23 protein-coding genes and 5 pseudogenes are annotated in these 25,956 nt (G+C 59.4%); 9 read left to right on the top strand and 19 right to left on the bottom strand.

All coding sequences use genetic code 11. The features are described from left to right. Positions 1-360: 360 nt before the first annotated feature. The 4 genes from pgm to WN982_RS08570 form a co-directional block, all read right to left on the bottom strand. Complete coding sequence (gene pgm / locus WN982_RS08585) at positions 361-2,034, bottom strand: phosphoglucomutase (alpha-D-glucose-1,6-bisphosphate-dependent) (protein WP_341315289.1); 1,674 nt, start codon at positions 2,032-2,034, stop codon at positions 361-363. Between the two features lie 296 nt (positions 2,035-2,330). Next, complete coding sequence (locus tag WN982_RS08580) at positions 2,331-3,050, bottom strand: Crp/Fnr family transcriptional regulator (protein ID WP_341315288.1); 720 nt, start codon at positions 3,048-3,050, stop codon at positions 2,331-2,333. Between the two features lie 244 nt (positions 3,051-3,294). Continuing rightward, positions 3,295-3,516, bottom strand: coding sequence for a hypothetical protein (locus WN982_RS08575; RefSeq protein ID WP_341315287.1), 222 nt, complete (start codon positions 3,514-3,516; stop codon positions 3,295-3,297). 170 nt (positions 3,517-3,686) lie between these two features. Next, positions 3,687-4,058, bottom strand: a complete 372-nt coding sequence (locus WN982_RS08570) for a hypothetical protein (protein ID WP_341315286.1) — start codon at positions 4,056-4,058, stop codon at positions 3,687-3,689. Between the two features lie 181 nt (positions 4,059-4,239). On the opposite strand from WN982_RS08570, the gene WN982_RS08565 reads away from it, so the two are divergent. Next, complete coding sequence (locus tag WN982_RS08565; RefSeq protein ID WP_341315285.1) at positions 4,240-5,262, top strand: helix-turn-helix domain-containing protein; 1,023 nt, start codon at positions 4,240-4,242, stop codon at positions 5,260-5,262. 73 nt (positions 5,263-5,335) lie between these two features. Here the strand turns inward: WN982_RS08565 and WN982_RS08560 are convergent, their stop codons facing one another. The 4 genes from WN982_RS08560 to WN982_RS08545 all read right to left on the bottom strand — a co-directional run bounded on the left by WN982_RS08560 (position 5,336) and on the right by WN982_RS08545 (position 8,739). Then, a complete protein-coding gene (locus tag WN982_RS08560) occupies positions 5,336-5,482 on the bottom strand; it encodes a DUF3096 domain-containing protein (RefSeq protein WP_341315284.1) in 147 nt (48 codons plus the stop codon). Positions 5,483-5,776: 294 nt separating this feature from the next. Continuing rightward, entirely contained in the window at positions 5,777-6,211 is a 435-nt protein-coding gene (locus WN982_RS08555) for a carboxypeptidase-like regulatory domain-containing protein (RefSeq protein WP_341315283.1), read from the bottom strand. A gap of 1,821 nt (positions 6,212-8,032) precedes the next feature. After that, positions 8,033-8,263, bottom strand: a complete 231-nt coding sequence (locus WN982_RS08550; RefSeq protein ID WP_341315282.1) for a hypothetical protein — start codon at positions 8,261-8,263, stop codon at positions 8,033-8,035. 5 nt (positions 8,264-8,268) lie between these two features. Next, positions 8,269-8,739 (bottom strand): hypothetical protein, encoded by a 471-nt coding sequence (locus tag WN982_RS08545; protein ID WP_341315281.1) that lies wholly within the window; start codon positions 8,737-8,739, stop codon positions 8,269-8,271. Between the two features lie 181 nt (positions 8,740-8,920). Between WN982_RS08545 and WN982_RS08540 the strand changes: the two are divergent. Then, a pseudogene (locus WN982_RS08540) lies at positions 8,921-9,284 on the top strand (hypothetical protein); the annotation flags it as partial. A gap of 501 nt (positions 9,285-9,785) precedes the next feature. Continuing rightward, positions 9,786-10,352, top strand: a complete 567-nt coding sequence (locus WN982_RS08535) for a hypothetical protein (protein ID WP_341315280.1) — start codon at positions 9,786-9,788, stop codon at positions 10,350-10,352. A 217-nt stretch (positions 10,353-10,569) separates the two neighbouring features. Here WN982_RS08535 and WN982_RS08530 read toward each other — a convergent pair. The 9 genes and pseudogenes from WN982_RS08530 to WN982_RS08490 all read right to left on the bottom strand — a co-directional run. Then, positions 10,570-10,746 (bottom strand): annotated as a pseudogene (locus WN982_RS08530) (EamA/RhaT family transporter); the annotation flags it as partial. A gap of 474 nt (positions 10,747-11,220) precedes the next feature. Further along, positions 11,221-12,921 carry a group II intron reverse transcriptase/maturase gene (ltrA, locus tag WN982_RS08525; RefSeq protein ID WP_341315279.1) on the bottom strand — a complete coding sequence of 567 codons (1,701 nt, stop codon included), beginning with the start codon at positions 12,919-12,921 and terminating at the stop codon, positions 11,221-11,223. A gap of 976 nt (positions 12,922-13,897) precedes the next feature. Beyond that, a pseudogene (locus WN982_RS08520) lies at positions 13,898-14,023 on the bottom strand (DUF2934 domain-containing protein); the annotation flags it as partial. A 304-nt stretch (positions 14,024-14,327) separates the two neighbouring features. Continuing rightward, positions 14,328-14,531 (bottom strand): annotated as a pseudogene (locus WN982_RS08515) (cold-shock protein). Between the two features lie 339 nt (positions 14,532-14,870). Next, complete coding sequence (locus WN982_RS08510; RefSeq protein ID WP_341315278.1) at positions 14,871-15,206, bottom strand: hypothetical protein; 336 nt, start codon at positions 15,204-15,206, stop codon at positions 14,871-14,873. A 55-nt stretch (positions 15,207-15,261) separates the two neighbouring features. Next, positions 15,262-15,474, bottom strand: coding sequence for a hypothetical protein (locus WN982_RS08505; protein ID WP_341315277.1), 213 nt, complete (start codon positions 15,472-15,474; stop codon positions 15,262-15,264). 515 nt (positions 15,475-15,989) lie between these two features. Then, positions 15,990-16,187 (bottom strand): hypothetical protein, encoded by a 198-nt coding sequence (locus WN982_RS08500; protein ID WP_063496100.1) that lies wholly within the window; start codon positions 16,185-16,187, stop codon positions 15,990-15,992. A 463-nt stretch (positions 16,188-16,650) separates the two neighbouring features. Continuing rightward, positions 16,651-17,028, bottom strand: a complete 378-nt coding sequence (locus WN982_RS08495; RefSeq protein WP_341315276.1) for a hypothetical protein — start codon at positions 17,026-17,028, stop codon at positions 16,651-16,653. Positions 17,029-17,038: 10 nt separating this feature from the next. Beyond that, a complete protein-coding gene (locus WN982_RS08490; protein ID WP_341315275.1) occupies positions 17,039-17,242 on the bottom strand; it encodes a hypothetical protein in 204 nt (67 codons plus the stop codon). Between the two features lie 35 nt (positions 17,243-17,277). On the opposite strand from WN982_RS08490, the gene WN982_RS08485 reads away from it, so the two are divergent. Together WN982_RS08485 and WN982_RS08480 are read left to right on the top strand one after the other, a co-directional pair. Next, positions 17,278-17,796, top strand: a complete 519-nt coding sequence (locus tag WN982_RS08485; RefSeq protein WP_341315274.1) for a hypothetical protein — start codon at positions 17,278-17,280, stop codon at positions 17,794-17,796. A gap of 63 nt (positions 17,797-17,859) precedes the next feature. Then, on the top strand, positions 17,860-18,549 hold the full coding sequence (locus WN982_RS08480) for a hypothetical protein (protein ID WP_341315273.1): 690 nt from the start codon (positions 17,860-17,862) through the stop codon (positions 18,547-18,549). A 132-nt stretch (positions 18,550-18,681) separates the two neighbouring features. Here the strand turns inward: WN982_RS08480 and WN982_RS08475 are convergent, their stop codons facing one another. Together WN982_RS08475 and WN982_RS08470 are read right to left on the bottom strand one after the other, a co-directional pair. Then, positions 18,682-18,900, bottom strand: a complete 219-nt coding sequence (locus WN982_RS08475) for a hypothetical protein (protein WP_341315272.1) — start codon at positions 18,898-18,900, stop codon at positions 18,682-18,684. 883 nt (positions 18,901-19,783) lie between these two features. Beyond that, positions 19,784-20,638: a DUF1571 domain-containing protein gene (locus WN982_RS08470; RefSeq protein ID WP_341315271.1), complete on the bottom strand. Its 855-nt coding sequence runs from the start codon at positions 20,636-20,638 to the stop codon at positions 19,784-19,786. A gap of 82 nt (positions 20,639-20,720) precedes the next feature. On the opposite strand from WN982_RS08470, the pseudogene WN982_RS08465 reads away from it, so the two are divergent. The 4 genes and pseudogenes from WN982_RS08465 to WN982_RS08450 form a co-directional block, all read left to right on the top strand. Continuing rightward, positions 20,721-21,035: pseudogene (locus tag WN982_RS08465) on the top strand (hypothetical protein); the annotation flags it as partial. Positions 21,036-21,324: 289 nt separating this feature from the next. Further along, positions 21,325-22,356 (top strand): acetamidase/formamidase family protein, encoded by a 1,032-nt coding sequence (locus WN982_RS08460; RefSeq protein ID WP_341315270.1) that lies wholly within the window; start codon positions 21,325-21,327, stop codon positions 22,354-22,356. Positions 22,357-22,531: 175 nt separating this feature from the next. Beyond that, positions 22,532-24,907: an acetamidase/formamidase family protein gene (locus WN982_RS08455; RefSeq protein ID WP_341315269.1), complete on the top strand. Its 2,376-nt coding sequence runs from the start codon at positions 22,532-22,534 to the stop codon at positions 24,905-24,907. 139 nt (positions 24,908-25,046) lie between these two features. Continuing rightward, complete coding sequence (locus WN982_RS08450; RefSeq protein WP_341315268.1) at positions 25,047-25,949, top strand: polysaccharide deacetylase family protein; 903 nt, start codon at positions 25,047-25,049, stop codon at positions 25,947-25,949. Positions 25,950-25,956: the final 7 nt, after the last annotated feature.

Raw genomic sequence — 25,956 nt, 5'->3', positions numbered from 1 at the left:
TGGTCCCGGCGTCACGTCTACGACCACGAGCGGTATCGCTTCGCGCAGTCTGTTCAGCGCACGTTGTCCGGCTGACCCAGCTCCCCTGCTCACGCGCAAGACTGCGCCCGTAGCAATGCAGCGAGACACCGGACATCAGCGCCATCCAATTACACTGCCCCACAATCGGGCCGCGTGTCTGTACGCTGAAGGACTTTCGTGGCTGGCGCTTAGCCAGAAATCGCCGCTGGAGAACAAAGACGGGTTCAAATCCTGGCAATGGGCGCGCTGGAGTGCCGCGTCTGCCGCCGCTCTGATGTAGCGTCAAAGCATCATCGATCAACGCCCGGCGCGCCATTCGAGCTTCTTGCGCTTCTTCCCTTATGGCTGAGCGCCGTCATGGGTTGTCGCGTGGTCCGCAAGCGCGCTATCGACCATCGCCTGAGCCTCTTCAACGATGCGAGTCAGGTGATCTTCACCCAGGAAGCTCTCCGCGTAGATCTTATAGATGTCTTCAGTTCCTGACGGACGCGCGGCGAACCAGCCGTTCTTCGTGATTACCTTGATGCCGCCAATCGCGGCGTGATTACCTGGCGCTCGGTCGAGCACCTGCTCGATCCTTTCGCCGGCCAGTTCGGTGTGAGGAAACTGCGCAGGTGAAAGCCGCCCCAGCAGCGCACGCTGCTGCGCTGTGGCCGCAGCTTGCACGCGACGTTCAACCGGGTCGCCCATCCTCTGGGTCAGATCGCGGTAGATTTCAGCGGGGTCCCGCCCGGCGCGTATCGTGATCTCGGCCGACAGCAACGCGGGTACGATGCCATCCTTGTCGGTCGTCCACGCCGTGCCGTCGAGCCGCAGACAGCTGGCGCCCGCACTCTCCTCCCCGCAGAAGCCAAGCGAGCCGTCGAGCAACCCGTCGACAAACCATTTGAATCCAACCGGCACTTCGTAAAGCGCACGACCGAGCTTCTCGCTCACGCGATCGATCATCTGGCTGCTGACAACGGTCTTGCCCACCGCCGCATGGGCGCGCCACTGCGGGCGATGAGAATACAGATAATCGATGAGGACCGTGAGATAGTGATTCGGCGGCAGCAGCCCGGCGTGCCGGGTGACGACGCCATGGCGATCGTGATCGGTGTCGCACGCAAAAGCCACGTCAAAGCGATCCTTCTGGTCGATCAGCGTTTGCATCGCATACGGCGACGACGGATCCATACGAATCTGCCCATCCCAATCGACGCCCATGAAGCGGAAGGTTGGATCGACGTCGTCGTTGATCACGCTCAGATTCAGGCCATAGCGCTCGGCAATCGGCCCCCAGTAGTGCACACCCGCGCCACCAAGCGGGTCGACTCCCAGGAGGATCGGCGCGCCACGCACCACATCCATATCGATGACGCTGACGAGATCGCCCACGTAAGCGTTGAGGAAGTCATGCCGATGCGTCGTCGTGGCGCGCAGCGCCTTCGATAAACGCATACGCAGCACGCCATCAAGCTTGCTTTCGAGAAATCCGTTCGCTGACGCTTCGATCCAGCCGGTCACGGCCTCGTCGGCCGGGCCGCCACTCGGCGGGTTGTATTTGAAACCGCCGCTTTCCGGTGGATTGTGCGACGGCGTCACCACGATGCCGTCCGCCAGTCCCGCGGTGCGGCCGCGGTTGTACGCGACGATGGCGTGCGACACCGCCGGCGTGGGCGTGTATTCGCTGTTTTGCGCAATCATGAGCTCAACGCCATTGGCGGCCAACACCTCCAGCGCACTCGCGTAAGCCGGTTCAGACAATGCATGCGTATCGATGCCGATAAACAGCGGGCCGTCGATACCCTGCTGCCGCCGATAACGGCAGATCGCCTGCGTGATGGCGAGCACATGCCACTCATTGAAGCTGCGCGCGAACGCCGAGCCGCGATGCCCGGATGTGCCGAACGCGACCCGCTGCGCGGGGATCGCGGGGTCAGGTCTTTCGGTGTAGTACGACGTGACAAGCCGGGGGACGTTGACCAGCATCGCAAGGGGTGCCGGCTTGCCAGCGAGAGGACTGATGTTCATCGCGGTCTCCAATGGTAGTCGGGCCTCATCATGGCGACACCCGGGTTCGCCTTCGTCTATATTTATCAGGTCAACCTTCTCTCCCGCGACAGGCATGTGTCTGTACGGTATCAGGCAAAGATCGATCTTTAGTTGAGCAGAATGTATGCGTAACGACGGCCGATCGGCATCAACCCAATTCTCGCGTTGAAGATCGACAGTCCGTCAGGTCGTCGCGTGCAGCGCGCCGTTGACGTCCGCATCGACAGCCGCATTGAGCAAGGTTGGGCGGCGCTGCCGCGCAAATGACGCGTTACCTATAGCGCTCTCAGGTCGGGCAACAGGCGGTCGAATTCCCGCTTCACCACGCCATAGCATTCGCACACGCGCTTTTCGAGTCCCGGTCGATCCAGCACTTCGATGTGACCATAGCTGTAGCGGATCAGGCCTGCATCCTGCAACTTCATCGCCGCTTCGGTGACGCCGGGGCGGCGCACGCCAAGCATGTTGGCAATCAGTTCCTGGGTCATCTTCAGTTCGTTGGACGGCAGGCGGTCGATGCTCAGCAGCAACCAGCGGCACAACTGCTTATCGATCGAATGATGCCGGTTGCACACCGCAGTCTGCGCCATCTGCGTGATCAGCGCCTGGGTATAACGCAACAGCAGCCGTTGCATTGGGCCGGCGCGATGGAACTCCTCCTTCAGGATGCGAGCCTCCAGCCGGTACGCCTTCCCCGCGCTCTGAACGACCGCCCGGCTTGGCGTGGTTTCGCCCCCCATGAAGAGGGCAATGCCGATCACTCCCTCATTTCCGACGATCGCAATCTCGCCTGACGCGCCGTCTTCCATCACATACAGCAGCGAAACGATTGCGGTGGACGGGAAATAGACATGCTCAAGGCGGTCGCCCGATTCGTAGACGACCTGTCCCAGCGGCATCTCCACTTGTACCAGATGTGGTCCGATGCGCGCCCACTCTGCTTCAGGCAAGACCGCAAGCAGGTGGTTGTCATGCGGTTGATTGGTGTCCAACATGAGACACTCCCCGATATCCTGAAAGAAGCGGCGTCGTATTCGTAAGATTGCGACTAACAAGATGTGGTGTCAGGCGCAGTTGTATGACCGTTCCGAACGACTTATTGCATCACCACGCACGGTGGCCCGCAGTAGGCTCCACCCCACATTGGAATTATAGGTGGCACACGCATAGCGGTACATTTGGACCTGCTGTCACGCGCGAGAGCCAAACGTAGCAAAGCCTTGACATAGGGTAATCGGTTCAGGCGTTGTAGCGCCGCGCTCCCGTTTCACGCTGGAGTTCGATGATTCGCTCGATGATTACGGTCAGCTGCTGGCGCTCCAATGGGATGAGACCGTCGCGCTCCAACAGAACTTGCAGCCGTTCGCGCCAACGAGCCAACGGTGCCGCCTTGTCCGGAACGACGCGCGAAATAAGCCTTTCGAGGTCACGCAAGTCGCCTTCAATGTCCGTGCAGATCATGGCATCTCCCGTTCGGCGGCCCCATACGTCACCGCAGGAAGTCTATCTGACGAAGGGGTGTGCGCTCTGCCCGGTACCGTACTTCACTTTGATCGAAGATCGCCCTGCTTGATCGCTCAAGCGGTCTCAATTGCACGAGCCGATTCATGTGAATCACTTGCGGCTGACTTTCAGGATTTTTCCAGCACTTGCGTTTCGATGTCGGGCGGCAAATGAGGTGCCAATTGCGTCCGCAGCTCAAGGTCGAACTCAGGAATGACCACCCGGAAAATCTTCAGCAACTGTCCGGCGCACCGGCGTGCATCGTCCGGCGCATTCGCGTCCATCGCGTCAAAGAGGTTCACGAAGACCGACAGAAACGCGTCGGACATGGGTGTTTCGCGGGAGCGTTCTCGCAGGTAGGCACAGTAACCGAACACGTGCTTGATGAATTCAACCTGATGGGCGGCAAACTGATCGTCGTCGAGCGATGGGGAAATGACGGCCAGCGGCCTCTTGGAGAGCGCGGAAGGGAGACGGAGATACGAAGGTGAATCGCTCATGCGGCTATCCCATGGAATGCACGAGCGCGGCATGAATGCCAGAGGCGTGAACCCAGCATCACGACAAGAGGGTGCGTATGCTATAAATGTCGAACAAATTTGACACATTGGCCCAACGGCGAGTATTTCACGGCGGCCAATCCATGTCAAATAAATTTGACATCATTTCGGCTATCACACGATGCAGTTCGATTGGTATGAGTTGTTCGATGAGCTGAAACGCCGAGGCCAGTTCGGCAGCGATGCGCAACTGGCCGAGGGTTTGGGGCTCACGCGCTCGCAAATCTCAGCGTGGCGGACCGGCAAGAGCGACCTCGGGACCCTGACCAAAATCAAGATCCTGGATGCGCTGGGCCACGACACGCTGCGCTCAGCGATACTGAGTCTCTTGCCCGAGAAAAATCGCGAAGAGCAGATCGGGCTTCATGAACACCTCATTGCGAGAGTCAACGGGCGAGATCACGCGCTCGAAAAGGAGCGCGAGGACGCCCGCGAAACGACCGGCTCCCCTGCGAACCTGAATCGTCTGCTGGCCGCATTGCCGCCCGACGAGCGCGGCCGTATCGAACCCCACCTCTCGCTGGTGACCATGCCGCTGGGCCAGGTGGTTTATGAATCAGGCGACCATCTCAGCCATGTCTATCTTCCGACCACCGCCATCATCTCCATGCTGTATGTCATGGAAAACGGTGCGTCCGCGGAGATTGCCGTGGTGGGTCGAGACGGACTGCTGGGTGTCGCGCTCTTTATGGGCGGCGAGACCATGCCGAACCGCGCGATTGTGCAGAGCGCCGGCGAGGCGTTTCGTCTGAGCGGCCAGATCGTGAAGGATGAGTTCGCTCGCGGCGGCGCCATACAGCGCCTTTTCCTGCGATACACGCAGGCGCTGATTACACAGATGGCACAAACCGCCGTTTGCAACCGGCATCATTCGATAGCCCAGCAGTTCTGCCGCTGGCTGCTCCTAAGCCTCGATCGCCTGGAGTCGAATGATGTGCACATGACGCAGGAACTGATTGCGAACATGTTGGGCGTGCGCAGAGCAGGCGTGACGGAGACGGCGAGAAAACTGCAGGATGACGGGGTCATCCGTTACACCCGGGGGCTGATCGAGGTCTTGAACCGTCGCGCCCTGGAAGTGCAGGTTTGCGAGTGCTACAAGGTGGTCAAACGCGAGAGTGACAGGCTTCTGGGCGAGTCGTGAATGATCCAGCCGGATTAGGCGTCACCGTACGCTGTGCTGCTGAGCTTCCTCGTCGACACCGCCGGACGTCGCATCAGTGAATATGGCTCCCGAAAAGCCCCAGCAATCCAATAACAATCAGGTAGATCGCGACGATGTAGTTCAACAGACGTGGGACAACAAGAATCAGAATGCCGGCAATCAGTGAAACCAGCGGGCCGGCGTTTGTGAGCATGGGCATGATGTTCCTCCTGAATCGAACCCGGAATGAGTCGTACGCAAGTTCCGCGTATCTGCCTGCGTCACAGAGACTTGAGGCGGTTGACCTTCGTACCATCGAGCGTTGCGCCGGCCGTCACTCCATTGCTGGTTGACAGGAACGCGCCTCGCGGCAGCGTCACGCGTTAGATCCCTGCAACTCATACGGGAAGTGTCCGGTTGGCCGCTAGATAGCGCATCAGCTAACGGACGCTACCGTCGAGAGCGCAGGGAATTCGCGACGCCCCATTCCACTATCCCAGCCGAGCCGCAACACTTACATGACCCAGGTGAACACTTGGCGCGCGTGCTGGGAAGTCGAAATATTCACCGTGCGTTGTTCTGTTTTTCCCTTGTAGCTGGCGGTGATCGTATAACGCCCTTTGGGAAGAGACGCCAGCATAAACGGGCCGTCCGACGACGTGTCCAAAACTGTGTTCCCGTTCACATCCGTAATGGTAACCGGCACGTCGGACAGATATTCATTCCCGTTTCGCGTCGTACCAACGAACGTGAGCACCAGAGAGTAGTCGCGCATAACATCTTTGATGGCCCGCGACTGATCTATCCCGATACCTCCCGACAAATATGTCACCTCCCCCGCACGCTGCGTCGGCGGAAGACTCCCGTCAGCCGCAACCGCTATCTCCCCACTGAGTGTGGCGCCCAGAACCACAATTAACTGCAAGAGCAAGACCTCACGTTTTTTCATTTCGAACTCCATTCAATGCATCAAGCCCATAGGCGGACCTGTTGCCTGTTCCGCAAGCACGAATATCTGAACCGTCGAAGTGTCGTGCCGAGGATGCACGTCATGTTCTGCTTAAAGCCCGTCGAGCATGCGGTGATGTCCCTTGCCTGGATCGCGTCGATACGTCACATTTGCGAGAACCCGTTCATCGTCCTGGCAGTTGCCCCACCTTGCAGGCAGCAGCAATCGTTGCAGGGAATTGAGGATGATCGCTGTGCCCGCCGCTCGTGCCGAACAGCTCAGAATGGGAGAGTGGTCACCCTAAGAAACAGGCTGCGCGCAATCGTGATAGCAGTCAGTACGGTGCCGTACTCGAATCTGCGTGGCGAGTGGGAGCGGACAAAAACTGGGGGAGCACGCCACTTTGCACTAATCTACCGCTGACACCCGTGAGCCGATGTGACAAATGGATATGCATTGGACGATTTACCTGCAGCGGGACGGTCCCGATGAGAAAGTGCCATTAGCTAGGTTCCAGCGCCCGCTCGAAGGAGCCACCCTGGCTGACTTTGGATTGTCGAAGTCCGAGGGAAAAAGTCTGCTGTCCAGCCTTCAACATGCGGTGGCCCAAGACCAGATCCGTGCCTACGACGCTCAGCGTCGACGCTGCAGGCATTGCGGGCGATACCGCCGCATAAAAGACTGGCGCCCTCGCGTCTTTGCAACTACGTTGGGCAACGTCAGAGTTCAAGTGCCCCGAGTGATATCCTGCTTGTGCCCCCCTGAACCGCTGGACGAGAACGATGAGCCGGCGGATTTGCGATTCTCCGAGTGTCCGATAGAAACCTTGCTACCGGGACGACGTACGCCGGAGCTTGCGTACCTGTGCGCGCAGCAAGGGGCCGCTTGCTGCGCGCAACGTCGCCGACCTCGCCGGGTTGCACACCCTGTCTCACGCCACTGTTCGCAAAGAGACGCTCGACTGCGGTGAGCACATTGAAAACGACCAGTTCCACGTCGGATGGTTCGCGGGAACCCAACTCCTTGAAGGCGCCAGGCATTTGCGTCTCGCAATTGACGGCACCGTGATCACCGCGGTTCCGCAGGAGAATGTGTGCAAGTTTGAAGTTATAGCGGGCCGTGTCGAATGTGACGGCATAGCGGCTCGACGATTCGCGTGCGCACTCCAGCGCCCTAGCCTGACACGCGTGCTGGTCGCTGCCGCACTCGACCAGTGTGGTTGGGTTCGGTCCACAATGGTTGACGTGGTCACAGACGGTGCCCGAGGTATGCGATCGCTAGTAACGTCAGTGGCGCCTTGCGTCGCACCGCGGATTCTCGACTGGTTCCACATCGGCATGAAACTTTACGCTGTGCGGTCGGCGCTCTGCGCGTACACATTTCCTCTGCTCCAGCGACCCATGGTGATGCAGTGATGCGAGCGACTATTAAATCGCGTGCGCGACAAGCTATGGCGTGGGCGGGGCGACGTGGCAATCGAGATCCTACGCACGCTCATCGCTTCGCTGGATCTTGAAATCGGATCTATGCCGAAGTTCTATGATCTTTGCGCAGGTACTGCGTGTAGCGGAGCCGCTCGAATGTTGACTTTCCTCGTGAACAATCGCTATGACCTTATCGACTATCAACGGGCTCGCATGGCCGGCCGTCGGGTATCGTCTGCCTCGGCCGAATCGGTCATGAATCATTTGATAAACCGACGACTCACGAAACGTCAACAAATGCGTTGGTCGATGAAGGGCGCTCACTACCTTCTGCAAACGCGGGTAGAGCTACTCGATGGGCGACTTGAGACCTGTTTCGCCAAGCGGCTCCCTCACTTTAGATCGCCTGAGTTCGCTCAACAGTGAACGCCCCTCCCCCATTTTTCATCCACTCCCGGTTTTGAAGGGCTTCAACAACGGTCACGTCGAGCCGCACAACGTTTCGGCCCAGCACGTTCGAGACGAACACTTTTGCGTGATCGACCTGATCGAAAATCGTCAGGCCCCACGGTCCGTTGATCGTCGGGGTGCCCTTGAATTCCCCGACCGGCACGCCGTTGCGGTTCACGACGATCAGCGAGCCGGGCTGGATCGTGTTGAACGTGCCGTGTTGCTGACCAGCACGAAGCCGCCGCGCAGCACGCCAAGCGCAATGGTCAGGCCGATGGGGGACTGGGGCGTAGCGTGGAGCTGGGAGAATGTCTCGGCCTGCTTCGCGCCCGGCACGATCTTGACGATCGTGGTGCCGGTGCCCTGCATGTTCTGCGCGTTGTTGAAGTTCGAAACCAGCAGGTCGCCCGGCGCGATCTTGCCGAAGGAAGAAAAGCCGTCCGGCACGAAGACAATGCCATACGGATTCAGGTCGCCGTTCGCCGGTATGGTGGTCGACGTGACGACGGGCGGCGGCAGCAGCGGCGTGCGATCCTCGGCGTACGCAGCGTGTGTTGCGCCGAGCGCGACGACCGTGCCGCACAGCGCGAGCAGCAGCCGGCGCCACAGGCCGCCATGTGTGCCACGTGCGGGACGCGACGTTGGGGGTGGCACCTCGCGTGGGCAGCGCCTCGCTGACTCGTGCGGCAATGGCCGGCGCCGCGGGAAGCAACAGCGTTCACGGCGGCCCGGCCGCAAGACGCGCAACAAGCCAACAAGCCAACAAGCAGGGGACCGCACGTGCGCAATAAACGGCTGAGTGCGGAAAATATTCCGGTGAGCGCAAGCGAAATTGATTGCAGCCAGCCAGATGGACCAGGTGACGCAGCAGAATGCCGCGCTGGTGGAGGAAGCTTCGGCGGCGGCGCAGTCGACGGCGGCAAGCGAATGGTTCGCGCGAAGCGGTGGCCTTGTTCGAGATCGACGACAGGGGGGCATCCGCGGACAACAACATGGAGCACGAACTCGTCGTGCTGAGGACGGATCTCGCCGATGGTGCGCTGCCCGTCAGCAAAGGGCGGGTGCTGGAGCACAAGCTGAGAAAGATCGGGGAAATCGAAGACATCGCGCCGGGCAAGAGCAAGCGCGCGACATTCAAGCTCGCGCCCGGCCCGGACACTATGAAGCGGGAATGCACGGCGCTTGTCGTGGCGCCGTAAATCGTTTGGCGGGCCCGTTCGAACAGCGGCCCGCAACAACAGGCGTCGGCGTCATGCGATTGGTGCCGAAAACCGTGAAGGGACATCGATCGGCGTGCACATCTGACCGGACTTGACCAGTTGACACCCCTGAGCCTGCCTCCAATTTCCATGGACGCGATCTTTCGAACCTGAACGGTCTGCGCACCGCACGACGGCACCCTGACGATTCTCCGGGTATTACCCGGCCACGATCGGTTTGAAGCGGCTAGCGGTCGCGACCTATCATTTGAAACAGAGACTGTCGCCAGACGGTTACGTGGTGGGTCGTTGTGTGCAGGACATTATCACCCTGCGTGCGGACAGTGACGTTGCGTGCTCCACTTTGTCGTTGGCGGTCACTCTCGTGGGTGAATGGATCCTGATTCTCTGCAAGTCGAGCGTATGGATCAGACAAACCCTGGCGCCTTCGGTTCTGCCAAGAGACCGAGGGTCTGACTTTATCTGAGACGGAGGCTGAAAATGAACAAGCGCTCTGCTGTGATTGGACTGTTGACGGCCTTACTTTATGCAGGTTTGGCAACGGCAGCCGATTCCGGGCCCTATCTGGTCGGGCATTGGAAACTCAATGATAAATTTACTGATGTCAGAAACCCGGCATCTCAGATTGCAACGGAAGATACAGAGTTTGTTTTTCTCAACCCCACACCGTTGACTCTAACGCTCGAATATGCATTTTTTGATGGGCAAGGTACTTTTTGCGGCTGTGATCGCGATACCCTGCATCCAAACGGGCGTACCCGGTACACGATGCTAGGGGAATTGGCGGGTGGTCAGTTCAGTCGAGCCCTGTGCCCGGGTACGAACGCGGCAACCCCCCAGACTGACGGCGTGATGAAAACCATCGTTTTTATGCCGACAACCGGTAGCAACTTCGTTATTGGCAACGCGGTACAAGCCGGTTACCAAATCGATTTGTCCGGAGGTTCGAGAACCGAAGCGGGCCTGAAGGCAGTTGTTCTGAATCCGGACACAATGTCCGAAATAACTTCACTTCATCAGCGGTGCGTCAAGTTCATCGGAAACTAACTGACGCCGAATTCAAAGGGCGGCCGTTCGTTATCTTCTTCAATAGCGTGGGATAGGTACCTGCAGTTGCGGGTACCGTCCCATGCTGATCTTGATGAATTGGTCCTGCGCCCCGAATCGCGTGACGAGCGGTTCCTTATCGCACTTTGAAGCGCTGCGCGAAGTAGTCCTTCGTTCATACCATCGAGGGGGCATAAGATGGAGAGCGTAGCGAGCGTCATCGCAACATGGTGGAGCGCCGTCGTAGTGCGACTACGAGCATGCCCATCAAGACCAGCGAGCCACCAGCCCGCGTCCCGTTCAGCGTGTCCATGAGTACCGTCACCGCGAAAAGTACCGCCGACACCGGCTCGACGGCGGTAAATAGCGTCGCCTCCGTCCCGCTCACGCGCGCCAGACTTCTTCGAACACACTTCATGAACCAAAGGGCATTGGTATGAGCGATCCAAGTACCCCCGATTGTTGGTCCCGTAGAAGTGGCCGATTTTCTTGGTGACGACGTTCCTGGGCAACGCACGCAAGGCGTCGTGCGGACTGCGCACCGGTCAGAACCCATACGAGCATTTCAGGAAGTCTGTATCGTGTCCCGCTTTCAGTATCCGCGCGCCCGCTGAGTCGGCGCAGAACTTGGGGTAATCGTCCGAACCGTGCAAAATCTGGCGGTAGTCGCGTGAAGGCCTGCTTGCAGTAGGGAGTGGCGGCTGTATAGCTTCCTAGCCTTCGGCGAATTTACAAGTTGTTGATCCATATAGACTTTAACGATCAAGACGCCAGATTTCACACGAAGTCGGGTAGCAGCAACGCATTACTGCGCCACCGCCCCCTGAGAACGGAGCGTGCAAGTTTCCCTGCACTCCGCTCAAGCCTTTCAAAGCCCCGTTGCCGGAGCCGGTTTCGCCACTGAGACCCGACGACCTCTCGCAATCCCGTGGCAGACCGGATGCAGCATTACCAAATTGCGGTTCGCATCCGTACCGCCGTCAATCACGCGTTCCAGATGGAAGAGACGCCACCCACTGGACTTCGTGATCATCTGGCGGCAGACCGGACACGTCCGCTCCTGGTTCAGCCACAGCCGGATCAGCCGCATCCGGCCCTTGAGCGAATCCAGCATCGCGAAGCCGAGCCGCTCTTCGAAATAACTGTCCCACTGCGGGTCGAACGGATTGGCGGCAGCCTTGATCTTCCGGTGCCGCCGGATCGGCGTGCTGGCGATGTCATATAGCGTCAGGAGTTCCGGCTTTCCTGTACTGAGCGTTTTGCCGGTTTCCGTGCCGAAGACCCAGTGACGCGAGGCGACGACCCGGAAATACTTCTGCTTGATCCAGCGAGCGCTTTTGTTTGGATGCCGACGCTTTGCCCAGCGCCACAGACACCGCCAGATTTCATGACTGACCTTTGCGAAGGTCTGCTTTGCGACAACGTGCCGAAAATAATTCGCCCATCCACGCAACAGCGGGTTGAGCAAACGAATCAGCGCATCGTGGCGCAGCGCCTTGTTGCCTTTCACGATCTCCCGAACCCTGCGCAGAAACGCACGGACGTTCTCGCTGGCAGGCTTTGTCAACAGCTTGCCAGCGTACTTGCGCACGCTTATGCCGAGGAAATCGAACCCATCGTCGATATGCGTGATCCGGGTCTTCTCTGGCGACAGAGACAGACCACGTTCCGCCAGAAACTGCTCGACCACTGGACGAACTTCATTTGCCAGCACTTCACGCGTTGCACCAGTAACGATAAAGTCATCTGCATAACGAACGATGTTGACCTTCGACAGATTACGGCCACCGGGACAGAACTTCGTACGCAACGTCTGCTCCAGCCCGTCGAGAGTCATGTTCATCAACGTTGGTGAAACGATACCGCCTTGCGGGGCACCTGCCTCCGTTGGGTGAATGACACAGTTGTAAAGGTAGCCAGCCTTTAACCACTTTTGCAGTATCGCTTTGTCCATGGGGATGTGGGCGATCAGCCAGTCATGCGAGAGTTCGTCGAAGCAGCTACGGATGTCAGCCTCAAGAATCCATCGTGCACTATCGGATCGTGCGAGTGCCCGGAAGCACTGTTCGATCGCATCTGCGGTAGACCGGGCAGTCCTGAATCCATACGAATTCGGGTCTGCCGTGGTCTCCGCGATAGGCTCCAGAGCGAGCAAGTACAGCGCCTGCCACGCCCTGTCGATCATGCAGGGAATTCCCAAGGGCCGCTGTTTCCCGTTGGCCTTCGGGATATAGATCCGCCTCAGCGGGCGCGGCCGATAACCGCGCCGTTTGAGTGACGACACTGCCTGGAACTTGGACGTCGGTGTGGACCACGTGATGCGGTCCACACCGGGCGTCCGTTTGCCACGATTCTCAGTCACCCGTTTGACGGCGAGTGCCTTGCCGCTGAACGAGTGGGTCAGCAACCATTGCAGGGCTTTCACCTTGCTGTGTTTGCCAGCCTGTTTGGCCTTCACGATGCGTGCCTGCAGCCTTCGGACCTCGCGATGACACCCGGCCCAATCGATACCGTGCCAGTGTGTCGCGTGATCGGAGGACGCACCCGCGCCAAGTTGCTGCACAGTCATCTGCTTTTCCTCCTTGAAAGGTTATTCAAGCTGTCTCGTGATGAAAGACCATGCGGAAGTCTGCCCGCTTTCGCGTGAGGTAATGTCTCAACCCCTATCCGGACCATTACAGCCCAGCCTTCGCTTTTTCCGCACTCCCATGCCCGCACCGCCAACAGCGTTCCTCACGGTCAGCTTGCCCGCTTGGGCAGCGATACGGGTTTTCCGTGTTCCGCGTCGTTCGCATGAATGGTTTAGGTTCCGCCTTTTCACCGGTAGCATTTTGTCCGTGCTGCCCCAGTACTTAAGGAGCAGACCTGCTACATTCCCGTTTTGGGTAAGGCCTGTCAGTGTCTTTGGCCTTTTGGTAATGACGATGTTTATCGGCGATTCAGATTCCTTAACCTTGCCATCCAGTCTAGCGCCCCCTCCGCATCGACACTCGCAGAGGCACTTCGGTCTCACGACTTCAGCGTGGCTTGCGCCGGGCTACATTGTCTCGGCGGCTCCACACGAGGCCGTTGCCAGTCCCGCATGCACCGATAGACTACGGGCGACGGAACGCCCGGTTTCCTACCGCCCAACATCGGCGGTGAAACAACGAACTACGCGACTTTCACGTCGCACAAGTACGATAACCCCAAGATGCAGAAGAAGGGAGGAATGGATGCACCTGCTTCCGGTAGCGGCGGCATGAAGAAGGCCTACTGACAGCGGTGCTGTTGCAGGAGCGTCCTGTGTAATTTGCAAGGTCGAATTCCGGTCAGGAGCGTTACGCGGTAGCGTGAAGAAACCGGATAGCGTCCGGCACGTCATCGGGTCGGCGCGCAGCGACAACGGCAGGACGCGCCTCGTGCATCACGCCGCCGAACGGTTCGCCTGCAAGAGTTATGGCTCCGCTGGGCGGTCGACGGCGGGGCTCCTCCTCAGCGTCCGGCTTCCCTCACTTGGGCAGCCGGCTCTTTGGGTCAGTTCCGCTCCCGTCGGCCGCGGATTCTTCTTCGTCTATCTGGGCCTGGGCCTGCTCCCAATACTCGTCGGCGCGTCCCTCGGGTCCGCCGTCTTTTTCCCAGAGCTCATACGCCCGCACACGAATCTTCTCTTCCCGCGAAACGTTGTCCATTGCAGTCTCTCCAGTAGATTATTCACGAACAGCTACGCATGTTGTCGCTCGGCATACCTTTTCGACGGCGGAACGCGGAAGAGCCGACGCGCGAGCATAAATACCCAGTCCGGCGAACGCATCAAAGCGATTGGCATTTGCGTGCAGCTCCTCAGGCTGGTGCTGGGCTTCGTGTTTGATGCCGGATTTCGACGCTTGGTGCCGGGACGCCACTCTTTCACCAGGCGCGCTCGCACGACTCCGCCTTGAAAGTACGACGCCAGGCGGACCGGGCATCGTGCGATTCAACGATGCAGACTTTTCCCTAGACCGGTTTGATATTTGTGGCCTGCTTGCCCTTTGGACCCGTCTTCACGTCGAAGCTGACCTTCTGATTCTCCTGCAAGGTCTTGAAACCTGCTGCGCTGATTTCCGAGAAGTGGGCAAACAGGTCTTCTCAGCCGTCGTCCGGGGTGATGAATCCAAAACCCTTCGAGTCGTTAAACCACTTCACTGTTCCAGTTGCCATCATCCGCTCCGTACAATTTGACGAGCGCGCTTAATCCGGTGCGCGTGAGCCGTACATCGATTGCAACAGATGCCGCGAGTGCCCTGGCTCAATCGCGGTGCCTGACCGCTATCCGGGGCTTCGGCAGTGAAGTTGTAGTCTGCTGTGCTACGCGGGTCAATCCCGGTAAAACGCCGGGTCGGACCGCTCGATAGTGCGCTAGTACCCTTCGCGGGTGCGCCGGGATGCGTCGTCAGCAGCAACACTCACGGCTCGTTACGTCCAGGGCTACGCAGGCCGGCGCCAGCGCGTGACCGCGGCGGACTGTCTCGGGACAAACTGCAGGCATGGCTGCGCGGTTCACTCGTCGCACAGGTCGCTACACGGCCCGGCATATCGAACATCCAGAGCGGAGCCGTCCCTGAAAACGAGTCGCTTCACGGTTCCAAAATCCGTAACGCTCTGAACGGCATCGCGTTTTACGAAGACGCCTGGACGCTCGTCAGGCAGAACCAGTTGCATCAGCGCGCCGAATTTTTGCATGGCATCGAAAAAGCTGGACTCGCGCGACGGCTCGGTCGCTCCTAACCAGTAGACGATGGCGGCGCAGGGATTCTGGGCGTCGCGCGCGAGAAACCTGAGCCTTTGTTCGGTATGGATGTAGGACGACGGTTCGATATGTGGCACATCGCGCATTCGATTCTCCGTTGTTTGCCCCTGCGTATCACGGCGCTGACGCGTGACGCAGACCTCAGGCATGCAGGTCGACCCAGATACGTCCCCAGCGGGTCGCATACCTCAACGCCTGCTCGTCGTCAAAGAAGTAGTCCAGAGCAGCGAACGTCTCCGGCGCACGGCCGGGCTTCTCGATAACAAGGTCTGCGGCATGCAGTCCACTGTGTGCGGGACATGCTCTTGCGATAAGTCGGTAACCTCGATGTAACGTCGAAACGGCCGCCGTCATTGCGTTGTCTCCATCACGTTTCTTCGTCCACGCCGAAGTGTTTGTGGCGCGTCACTGCAACGGCACGACTTCGCTGCGGTCGCTTGCCCGCGCAGCAGCCCATGTATTGGGATTTCATGCCGAAGGAGCATTCTGCGGTAAACACGCGACCGCTAAAACCAGTGTTAACTCGACATATTTTGACTCCACACGCACGTTGTAGCCGGTGAGCCTTATTGGGCACGAGACGCAGCCCTTCTTTCGCTCGCAAATGCTGTGAACATGGCTAGCAATTAACGAACATCAACAACTGCTGGAATGATCCGTCAGTCCGGCGCCCGGATATCCGGATCACCGGGCCCGGCGGCGTTCGGGCCGGCCATTTCCTTCTCGACGACGTGGCTCATTTACCCTGGCAGGCGACCTTCATGTTTTCGCGGCGCTCGATGCCCGCCAGCCGGCTTGCCTGCCGGACTTCGATGCGCCGCTCAACGTGGTCTCGATTCGCGCGAAACAGCGTTTGACGCAAGTGCCACTTACCGGACTCGCGCAGCCGCCTTGAGAACCGAGTAACCATTGATGGTGATGAGAGGTCGCTGTTGCCCGTGAGCGAGCTGTTCCAGCGTGACGAGTTGGCGTTCCAGAAGGGCTTCGAGATCCGCACGGTCCAGGTCGATTGGGTCTGGAGCGTCCTTGAGCAGCATCAGGGTTGCGAATTCATGTGGACTCAGCATCTTCGTCTCCTGGCTTATAGGGGCTGCATTCGCTGGGAACCTGATCTGTTGCCGTCCCGCTGCGAGCCGGATCTCCCTTCGATCACGGATGCGAGACGTCTGTGCCGACTGGGTGCGTGCCGCACGCAGAGGAACTCACTTTATGCTGTCTCTGGCCAACGATCAATATGTGGGACAAGTATTTTTTTTAGATGCCCATGCCCGTTGGGACAGTGTGCGGGTAAACGTCGGCTGCTGCCACTGCTGAGCAGGAGGAATCCGGTGCGAACGCTTGTGAACATGGAAGGCCTCCACCAGCGCACTGCCCAGCTGATGACGGTGCGCGGAAAGCGATGGCGGTGATAGAGCGGCTTCGGGTTCTTCATCGTCTGACTCTACCTGCACATCCAGTTACCGTGACAATGCCGTCGCGACGCCTCTGTCCGCGTCCTACTGGAGCGTCACCAAGGATAACGCGGTCGCGCTAAACCGAACTGTCACCGAATTCTCCGGCCGCCAGGTTACGCTCAAAACCGGCATGCCACGCGGTGCCATTACCGGCATCGTAAATGCCAACCTTGCCGTTGCTTCGTCGAGTAACCGTGACTTGCCGACGAATCGGGCCGACTGCGCCGCCGGCGGGATATTGATCTTCGTCGCAGATGTCGAACTCAACGATGTCAAAGCCATGGCTTGCAGCAATCGATTCCGCGTCCTCTCGTTCGTCTTCACTGAACTCATGAAACAGGTGAGATGCCATGGTCGCCTCCATGATGAAGTCCGAAGAAATTAGTATGACCGGCAACGCGAGACGAGCCGCAGAGGCGGCCGAATTGAAGCCGTGCCCGATGGTACGGGCCATTTTCGACGGCTTATTTCATCGCGTCGATGCGGCGCTCCGCGTCGACGCGAGCCTCTTCGATCGCCTGCTCCGGAGTTCCCGCAGGCGCCTCTGGGTTTTTCCAGTAGATGGGCGGCTTGGTCAACGTGTATGCCCAGTCCCACCTTCCATCCTTTTGTTGGGTCACGTAAACGCTGTAGTTGACTTCGTTGTACGAGAAATTGTGGCTGGCCATGAAGGTTTCTCTCGGAGTTTTCGAGGAATCCTAGCATGAAGGAACTATCCGTAACCCGGCTCTCCGGCGCAGGTGAATCAGTGCTGCCCCGCGTTCACGAGCATCCAGATCTGTCGCGCCAGCGGCCCGCCGAGAATGCACAAATGCGCCGCAGCAGCGCACGCAGGTGTAGTGCTCTCAATGCGCGCATCCTTCACGTCGCCGGCGCCATTGAGCATCAGCTCGTCGTGCGGGTTTGTGGCGGCCGGCTGGCCGTAAAGGTCAGCGCACGCCGCGCAAGGCTGAATCCAGAGATCCATTCAAAGAGCGGTAACCCGCCTCGCTTCAGACTCGGCAAGCTCCAGTGCTGCCTCGGCCGTCGGCATCGGGCGCCCGCAGCCTCGCCCAATGGTCTGCCCGATGACATGATTGCCGCGCATCGTCGTGACACGGATGTATCCCTTGAACATGCCACCGGGAGCCGGTATCACACATGCCTCGACAGTTTTGTTGCCTTTTGTTTCCTTGAAAGCCATGGCGCATCCCGGAAAGTGGACTGGAGGATCGTGGCATGAAGGAACGCCCTATCCTTTTCAGCGGCTCAATGGTGCACGCTGCTCGACGGCCGCAAGACGAAGATGCGGCCCATCATCAAATCCACCGGCGTCCCGGACGCGCAGTCGCGCGACCAGAAGGCTGCCTGCTGTCCGTATGCCGAAGGTCAGAAGCTGTGGGTGCGCGAGGCGCACGAAGTCAACCGGATCGGCTACGAGGAGAGCCGGGACGGAGCGCGCCGTTACGCAGGAGTTGCCTATCAGGCCGACGATGGGCGCGAGCAATTCGAAATTTCGCCGGCCCTATACCTCGAACTGGATGCGAAAGAAAGCGGCGGCTGGACGCCGTCGATCCACGTGCCGCGCTGGGCCTCACGCATCGCCCTCGAGGTGACTGTCGTACGCGTCGAACGACTGCAGGAGATCAGCGAGGCGGACGCGACCGCGGAAGGCTGCGAGTCTGGGCCCACCTTCACCTGCTGCGGCAACTATATTCGTCTGTGGGACAGCCCTAACGCCGCACGTGGCTATCGATGGGATGTCAATCGGCGGGGGTGGGTAATCGGGTTTCGGCGGCGCACAGGATCGATTCAGAAGTCAAACGTCCCCACCACTATGAATTCACCCGAATCCATCACCGATGCGCTTCCCAGCTTTGCTGCGGCGACGTTGCAAATGGTTTCGCGTCCGCGATTAAAGGCGGCAATCCCATCACCTGCGGCCCCGTGTGTGTCGCCAAAATGGTCTTCAAGCGCTTCATGCGATACAACGTAGTGCTGTATGCGACCGTCTATGGTGAGCCAGAAATGCACGTCGCCGCTGACGAGTACCGGGCGCCTTGCCCGGCGTGAGTTCGTAGGCCATATCCGCCTCCACCGTGATTTTCGAGGGATCGTAACTCGCTGGCTAGGCGCCATGGGCGTCGCACCACTGGATCGCCCAGCGCTGCGCCGCCTCGATAGCGCCCGCGTCGGAGGGATAGTCGCCGAGGTGACCCGAATACTTCACTTCGACGGCATCTCCACCCGCCGAGGCACGCCAGTAGATCTTTGCGCGGGCGTAGTAATGGCCGCCTTCATCGAGAGGCGACGCGTCGATGTGGAACTCTTTGTAGTCGAACTTCATGGTCGTCCCCGAAAGGGTGCTCTACTCGTTGTCGCGCTGGACAAGCTGCGGACGCCCCGCTGCGTCTCGACCTATGTCCACCAACCTGTTCCGATAGTCGCGGCCAGGACAGATGAAAAAAAATCCTTCCTCGTCGATTTGGGGCTCGACCTCATCGAAGGCGAACCGCGCATCGCAGTTTCGGCAAGTCCACATGGTTGTCTCCATCGCCGTTTTCGACGCTTCGCCGGTTGTCGAGGTTCGGAGGGGGCGACGCGGCAATTCAGAACTCACACTGTTTAAGCAACTTGCTGGCAGGAGCGCGCGCTGCATCTCGCGCCCGATCCTCACGCGCGAATTCCTGTTCAATTCCGTGTGGTCGTCCGACTGGCTCTGACGTGATGAACGACTCTCGCCCTTCGCTGATAAGCATATGCCAAAGTGGAGAAGTCGTGCCTTCCACGGCAAAGGAGCGTTCGTCACATCAGAACGGCTCTAGCTGCCTCCGGATGGTACCAGGACTCTTAAAGCCGGCTTTTGCCGTTTTTTGTCTGACGCGCACTCTTATCCTGCGGGCCACGGTCGCTTGATGCACGGACCGCGCACTGCCTTAAGTTCCCCGTATCTCCTTTCGCCAACGCGTAGCCAACGATCTCGGTGAAGGCGTCGATGACCTGTGCGGTGGCCGATTTGTTGTCGCCGCTGATGGCCGATACTGCATCGATGAGTTCCTGCTTGTTGATCGCAAGTTCCGTTCAGATTGGGTGAGTAACACCCTGATGTTTGAATACGATGGAATGTTCTCGGTTAATCTCGCTTCTTTTGCACCAGTCGATACGGCTCGCCGGCCAGGAAGCGTTCGAGCCGCTCTCCCGCCGTCGCACTGGCCGATAGCGGCGCCGCGTCAGAACCTGTACTCCGGATTCTTTGGATCGAATACCGAATCGTCGAAACGTTTCAGCGTCACATCCGTGAACGAAAACTTCTCGAAGAGTTCGAGATCGTTGTCCCACGCTTCGCTCGTGCGAAAAAAAGGTTGCCGCAAGTCGAGGCCGAGCCGCTCCTTCTTTGCATAGAAGTCGGGCTGTCCGGTAGGTGTTTCCCACGTGAACGCTACTACGCGCGCACCATGATCGTTCAGCACCTCGATCTTCGAGGGCTTCTCGACGCCAGCCGCGCGATACTTCTTCAGCTCAGCCAGAAACAGATCCGTGAAATAGTCTATGCCCAGTTCACGCACGGTGTGGTTCGACTGTGCCTTGACGCGAGCGCCATCGATTGGTACCCAGAAGGACGCGAGGTTGAGGATCCCACCCAGATGCGCGTAAAGCTGGTCCGGATCTTTCTTCTCGTCATAAATCATTTCCTGCCCAGCATTCCTGCCGTCAGCCAGCCACTTAACGTAGACTTGTCGCGGCTCCTGACGATAGCGGACCAGCATGTGAGCCGGCTTCGTCTGCCACCTGCCTTTCACGCGCTGTTGGCCGAACGTCTGGAACTCGTATTCCCGGTAGCGCGCACTTCCCGTCTGCACGTAGCGAGAAAGCGTGTCGGGCGCGAGCGTTCGAAAGAGTTCGATCAGTTGCGCGTCGTCCAATCGTTCGAGCTCACCGCTTCGGGCGGCGTGGCTTAGCCAGACTATCTGGCGCTCGACAGGCAGACTCGATACCTGTGTGATCGCGACGGGTGACTGATCTCCCGGCTCTGGATGGCCCGCCGGTGTCGGCGCGTCCTCAGCACGCCCCGGCGCGACAATCATCGCAGCCGATGCGATCGCTAGAGATGCGAGCCTCGCGAACCCTGCGACGCGGGACTTTAATGACGTCTTGGCGACACGTAGCATGTGGCACCTCGGATTCGCCGATTTTTCGTTAAGACAGCGAGGCAAGCACGATTCAAGTGTGGTGAAGCGGGTTGAGGTCATGCGGTTTCACAGGCCTATCGAAGACCAGACACCCGGAGACGTGGGACTGTCACTCGCCGAAGGCAAGTCATTGCTCAATTGTGTGCAGCAGGAGTTCGTTGTCGAGCAGATCGAACGTTTTTGCGCGTCGCGTAGATCCTGTATGGACTGCGGCGTACAGCGTCGCCTGCACGATAGTCATTGCTCGGAGCTGAAGACTGCGCTGGGAAAGGTTTTCTATTGCCGCGAACGACCCTGAACAGTCTGTCGAGCCACCGTGGCGAGCGTCTGCGGCGTGCCGCAAACCGGACGTTCACAAATGCCGACTGCTCGTTTCCCTACTGTCAGAGAGATCAACTGAGAGGCGAACGAAGGCCTGTCTTGTGGCTTGAGACGCTCGTAAGCCGGGTGACACTGCAACCAGATTCGTCCACGCACAAGCTTTTGTACGCAGTCACCCAAGTGTATCTATTCTGTCGCCCGTACGATCTGTCATCGGTCGCGTTGCACCGATCGCACACTCTTACGGAGCTTTAGAAAGCATGCTTCACGACCTGCCTGCCATCCAGAAAAATGTTCACTGGGGATATTTTGACGCGGCGCTAGCGCCCGCACTGATTGTCGAGAGCGGCGACTTCGTTCGCGCCGAAGCGATCACGCATCATGCAGGCGACGCCCCCGAGCTCATGATGGATGACAAGGTGCGCGCGCTCTACGACACGATTCCCGAATCCGATCGTCAACCCGGCGTCCATCTGATGACCGGACCGATCTTCGTGAAGGACGCGAAGCCCGGCGACCTGCTTGAGGTGCGCTATCTGCAAATGATTCCGCGCTTCAACTACGGCTCGAATCTCGCGGCGCACTGGGGCCATCTGTTCACCGACTTCGAGAAGGAACGCGTCACTATCTACGAACTCGATCAGGCATCGAACACGGCTCACGCGCTGTATGCGTATGATTATCCCGGCAAATATCTCGTGCCGGGCAAGCGCTCGGAGATTCGCGACTGCTGCCGCGAACTCGCGCTCGAAGGCATTCGCGTGCCGGTGCGCCCCCATCTGGGCACGGCAGGCGTCGCGCCTGATGTGGCGGGCCGCGTGAGCACCGTGCCGCCGGGCGCGCATGGCGGCAATATCGATAACTGGCGCATCGGCGCGGGCTCCACCATGTATTACCCAGTCGCCGTGGACGGCGGGTTGTTCTCGATCGGCGACCCGCATATATCGCAAGGCGATGGCGAGATCAGCGGCACCGCGATCGAGGCGTCGCTCAATGTGATGTTCCAGATCGTGCTGCGGCGCGACTTCACATTTCCCTCACCGCTGCTGGAAACGCCGGACTACTGGATCGTCCATGGCTTCGATGAAGACCTCGACATCGCGACCAAAAACGCTTCACGCGATATGTTGTTACTGCTCACCGAGCAGCAAGGCCTGTCGCGCGACGACGCGTATTCGCTGATGAGCGTCGCCGCGGATTTCTCCGTGACCCAAGTCGTCGATGGACGTCAGGGCATTCACTGCAAGATCCCCCGCAGCATTTTTCCTCCGAAGAAAAAACCTCGCGCGTGAGTTGTGCGTGTGCGCTACAACGGTGCGTCCGCGCACGATTGTAGCGCAGCGCGGTAGCGGTGCGTCTACGCACCGTTCTAGCGCAGCGCCGCAGCGCTAACGGCGTTGTTATCGATGGCACGGACATTGCCTTTGAATCACTCGACTGACGTTTGTCAGGGTCCGGGAGCCTGGGTTGGACTTACAGCGTTTCACCACCGAGTCGTACGCCGAAGTAGATCGCCTGCGAGCATGGAACGAGGCGCTCGACCGTCTTGGCCTGCACTGCGGCGCGTCTCAAGCAGCCGCGCGCCACTTGCATGGAACCATCAAGTCGCGTAGGTCGAGCAACGGCTTTGAGCTGATCGCGCTGACCGCGTTCGCGCAAACCATCGAGCTCAAGGTCGACGGCGCCGACAGTCTCGTTGTCGTGCTGAATCTCGACGGCGGCGTGACGCTCGTCGCCGACGGTGTGCGCGCGGGGGTTGCTACAGGCGATATTGTTTATGCGTCGTCGCGCGAGGAAGCGCTCCTGTCGTTCACCACCGACTTCCGTGCGTTCTTGATCCGCGTACCCCGCGCTGCCATCAACGCACGCCTTCTTACACCGTTCTCACTGCGTGCCGGGCGTTTGCCCGGAGACGCCGGTATCGGTCACGTGTTTTCCGGCTTTCTACGCTCGATTAATGAAAGCGTGGAGACGTTGTCACTCGACGAGCTGCGTCCCCTCGAACTCGCGCTCGCGGAGTTCCTGGTCGCGAGTCTCGCTGGTCACGACAAGGAAGGCAGCTTCAGTGGCCTCACGCCATCTCAGGCCGCGCTCTTTTCGCGCGTATGTCGAACCATCGAAGGCAATCTCGCTGACCCCGATTTCGGGCTGACATCGATAGCGAAAGAAGAGCGCGTCTCGCCGCGTTATCTGCAGAAGCTGTTTGAAGCGGTTGGACAGAATTTCTCCACCTACTTGCGCTCACGCAGGCTGGAGCGCTGCCGCGCGGATCTGGTCAATCCGCTGTATGAAAAGCTTTCGATTGCCGATGTCTGCTTCCGCTGGGGTTTCAACGATCCCGCGTATTTCAGCCGCGCGTTTCGCGAGCAATATGGCGCGTCGCCGCGCACTTTCCGGCATGAAGCGAGTCTTGAATTAGCGCGCCATCTCGTGAGGCGAATCTCACGCGGCTTGCCTGTCAATGCCGGGACTTTGCTCGTGCATGCACAGCTCGCCGAGCGGGGTGCGGTTCATGAAGTTGCGGACGAGGCCGCCTCTGCAGACCAGCTTGAAGCGCCTTCGGCACCACCGCCGCGTGAGTCCGGCAAGCCGCGTCATCATCTGTTGCGCGCGACGGCCAACACGATTCACTGGGGTTATTTCAGTCACGATCTCAAGCCCGTGCTCGAACTGAACAGCGGCGACACGGTAACTATCGAAACACTCACGCAACACGCGGCGGATGATTGGGAGCGCATGGTGCAGGGAGATCCGGGCGCTGAAAGCGTGTTCCACTGGACCGCCGGGCGCAAGAACGTCAACCGCCGCGGCGCGGGCCCAATGGACGCGTCCATCTATGGACGTGGCGCGGGAGAAGGCTTCGGCGTGCATATCTGTACCGGACCGATTGCCGTGCACGACGCGGAACCCGGCGATGTGCTGGAAGTGCGCATCCTCGACATTCACCCGCGCCGTTGCGCCAATCCGAAATTCGCCGGCCGCGCGTTCGGCAGCAATGCCGCGGCGTGGTGGGGCTTCCACTATCGCGAGTTATTGACCGAGCCGAAACCGCGCGAGGTCGTCACCATCTATGAACTTGATGCCGACGCCACCGCAGGCGAAACCGCCTGCGCGCGCGCCGTCTATAACTTCCGCTGGACACCTCAGCGCGATCCCTTTGGCGTGATGCACCCGACGATCGATTATCCTGGCGTGCCAGTCGATCATTCGACGGTAGTCGAGAATCACGACATCCTGAAGAACGTCCAGATTCCGGTGCGTCCGCACTTCGGCGTGATCACCGTCGCGCCGCAGCAGGATGGTCTGATCGATTCGATTCCGCCGTCCACCTTCGGCGGAAATCTCGACAACTGGCGTGTAACGCGCGGAGCAAGTGTGTTCTTGCCGGTCGGGGTGCCCGGCGCGCTGCTCTCCATTGGCGACCCGCATGCATCGCAAGGAGACTCAGAACTGTGCGGCACCGCGATCGAGTGTTCGCTCACTGGCGACTTCCAACTGGTGCTTCACAAGAAAGAGACGCTTGGCAGGCAGGTGTTTGCGGACCTCACCTATCCGCTAGTCGAAACCGCCGACGAATGGGTTCTTCACGGCTTCAGCTATCCGAACTATCTGGCCGAGTTCGGCACGAGCGCGCAAAGCGCTGTGTACGAAAAATCCACTCTCGATCTCGCAATGCGCGACGCGTTCATCAAAACACGGCGCTTCCTGATGACGACCAAAGCCCTTTCAGAAGATGAGGCGATCTCGCTGATCTCGGTCGCAGTCGACTTCGGCGTGACGCAGGTGGTAGACGGTAACTGGGGGGTGCACGCGATCATCCGGAAGTCGCTCTTCACCGCGTGAAGTAGCGAGTGGAGACCTTCAATACGCGTGCGTACAAGAGTTTGTTCGCAGCAAGCTCGATGCGGCTATTTTGGCTTCCCTACCATGGGTTCTGACGTGAACACAGGCGTACGCGCCGTTCGACAGGACTCATTGGACCATGGATTCTCCCGCATATCGCGCGTTGCCCGGCCACGGGCGCTTTCAATATTCGCCGATCAACGGCCGCCCTGTTTATCGTTGGCCTGACGGTTCCCGGCTAGCGGTCTATATCGGCTTCAACATCGAGCACTTTGCGTTTGGCGAAGGACTGGGGCCGACTATCGGTCCGGTGATGCCCGAACCCGATGTGCTAAATCACGCGTGGCGTGAGTACGCATTGCGCGTGGGCGCATGGCGTTGCCTCGATCTCTTCGATGAACTCGCGCTGCCGGCCGCGGCCATCATCAACACGGCGCTCTACGATCACTGCTCTGAGCTGGTCGCCGCGTTCGCTCAGCGTGGCGATGAACTCGTCGCGCACGGCCATACGAATTCGGAACGGCAAGGAACGCTGACAGAAGACCACGAACGCGCGCTGATCGTGGCATGTCGCGAGCGGATCGCGGCCGAGAGCGCGCAGCAGCCAGCGGGCTGGTTATCGCCGTGGCTCTCGGAGAGTCATGTCACCAGCGATCTGGTGGCCGAAGCGGGTTACCAGTACACGCTCAACTGGTGTCACGACGATCAGCCCACGCGCGTGCTTACGCGCAACGGTCAGCCGCTGTGGGCGATTCCGTATCCGGAAGAAGTCAACGATATCCCGATGATTCTTGCGCGCCAAATGGACGCAAAGTCGTTCGCCGATCTAGTGATTGATCACTTCGAGGAAATGCTGCGGCAATCCGCGCGAGAGCCGCTGGTGATGGGCATTGCGTTGCATGCGTACCTGATGGGACAGCCGCATCGTTTGTGTCACTTGCGGCGGGCGCTCGAACATATTGCCCGCGCGCGCGACGAAGGCCGGATCTGCGTCACTACGCCGGGTTCGATTGCAAGCCACATGGACTTCCTCGGCCATTAGATCACTT

The sequence above is a fragment of the Paraburkholderia sp. IMGN_8 genome (assembly GCF_038050405.1).
Taxonomy (GTDB): domain Bacteria; phylum Pseudomonadota; class Gammaproteobacteria; order Burkholderiales; family Burkholderiaceae; genus Paraburkholderia.
This window is presented reverse-complemented; position numbering and strand designations above follow the sequence as displayed.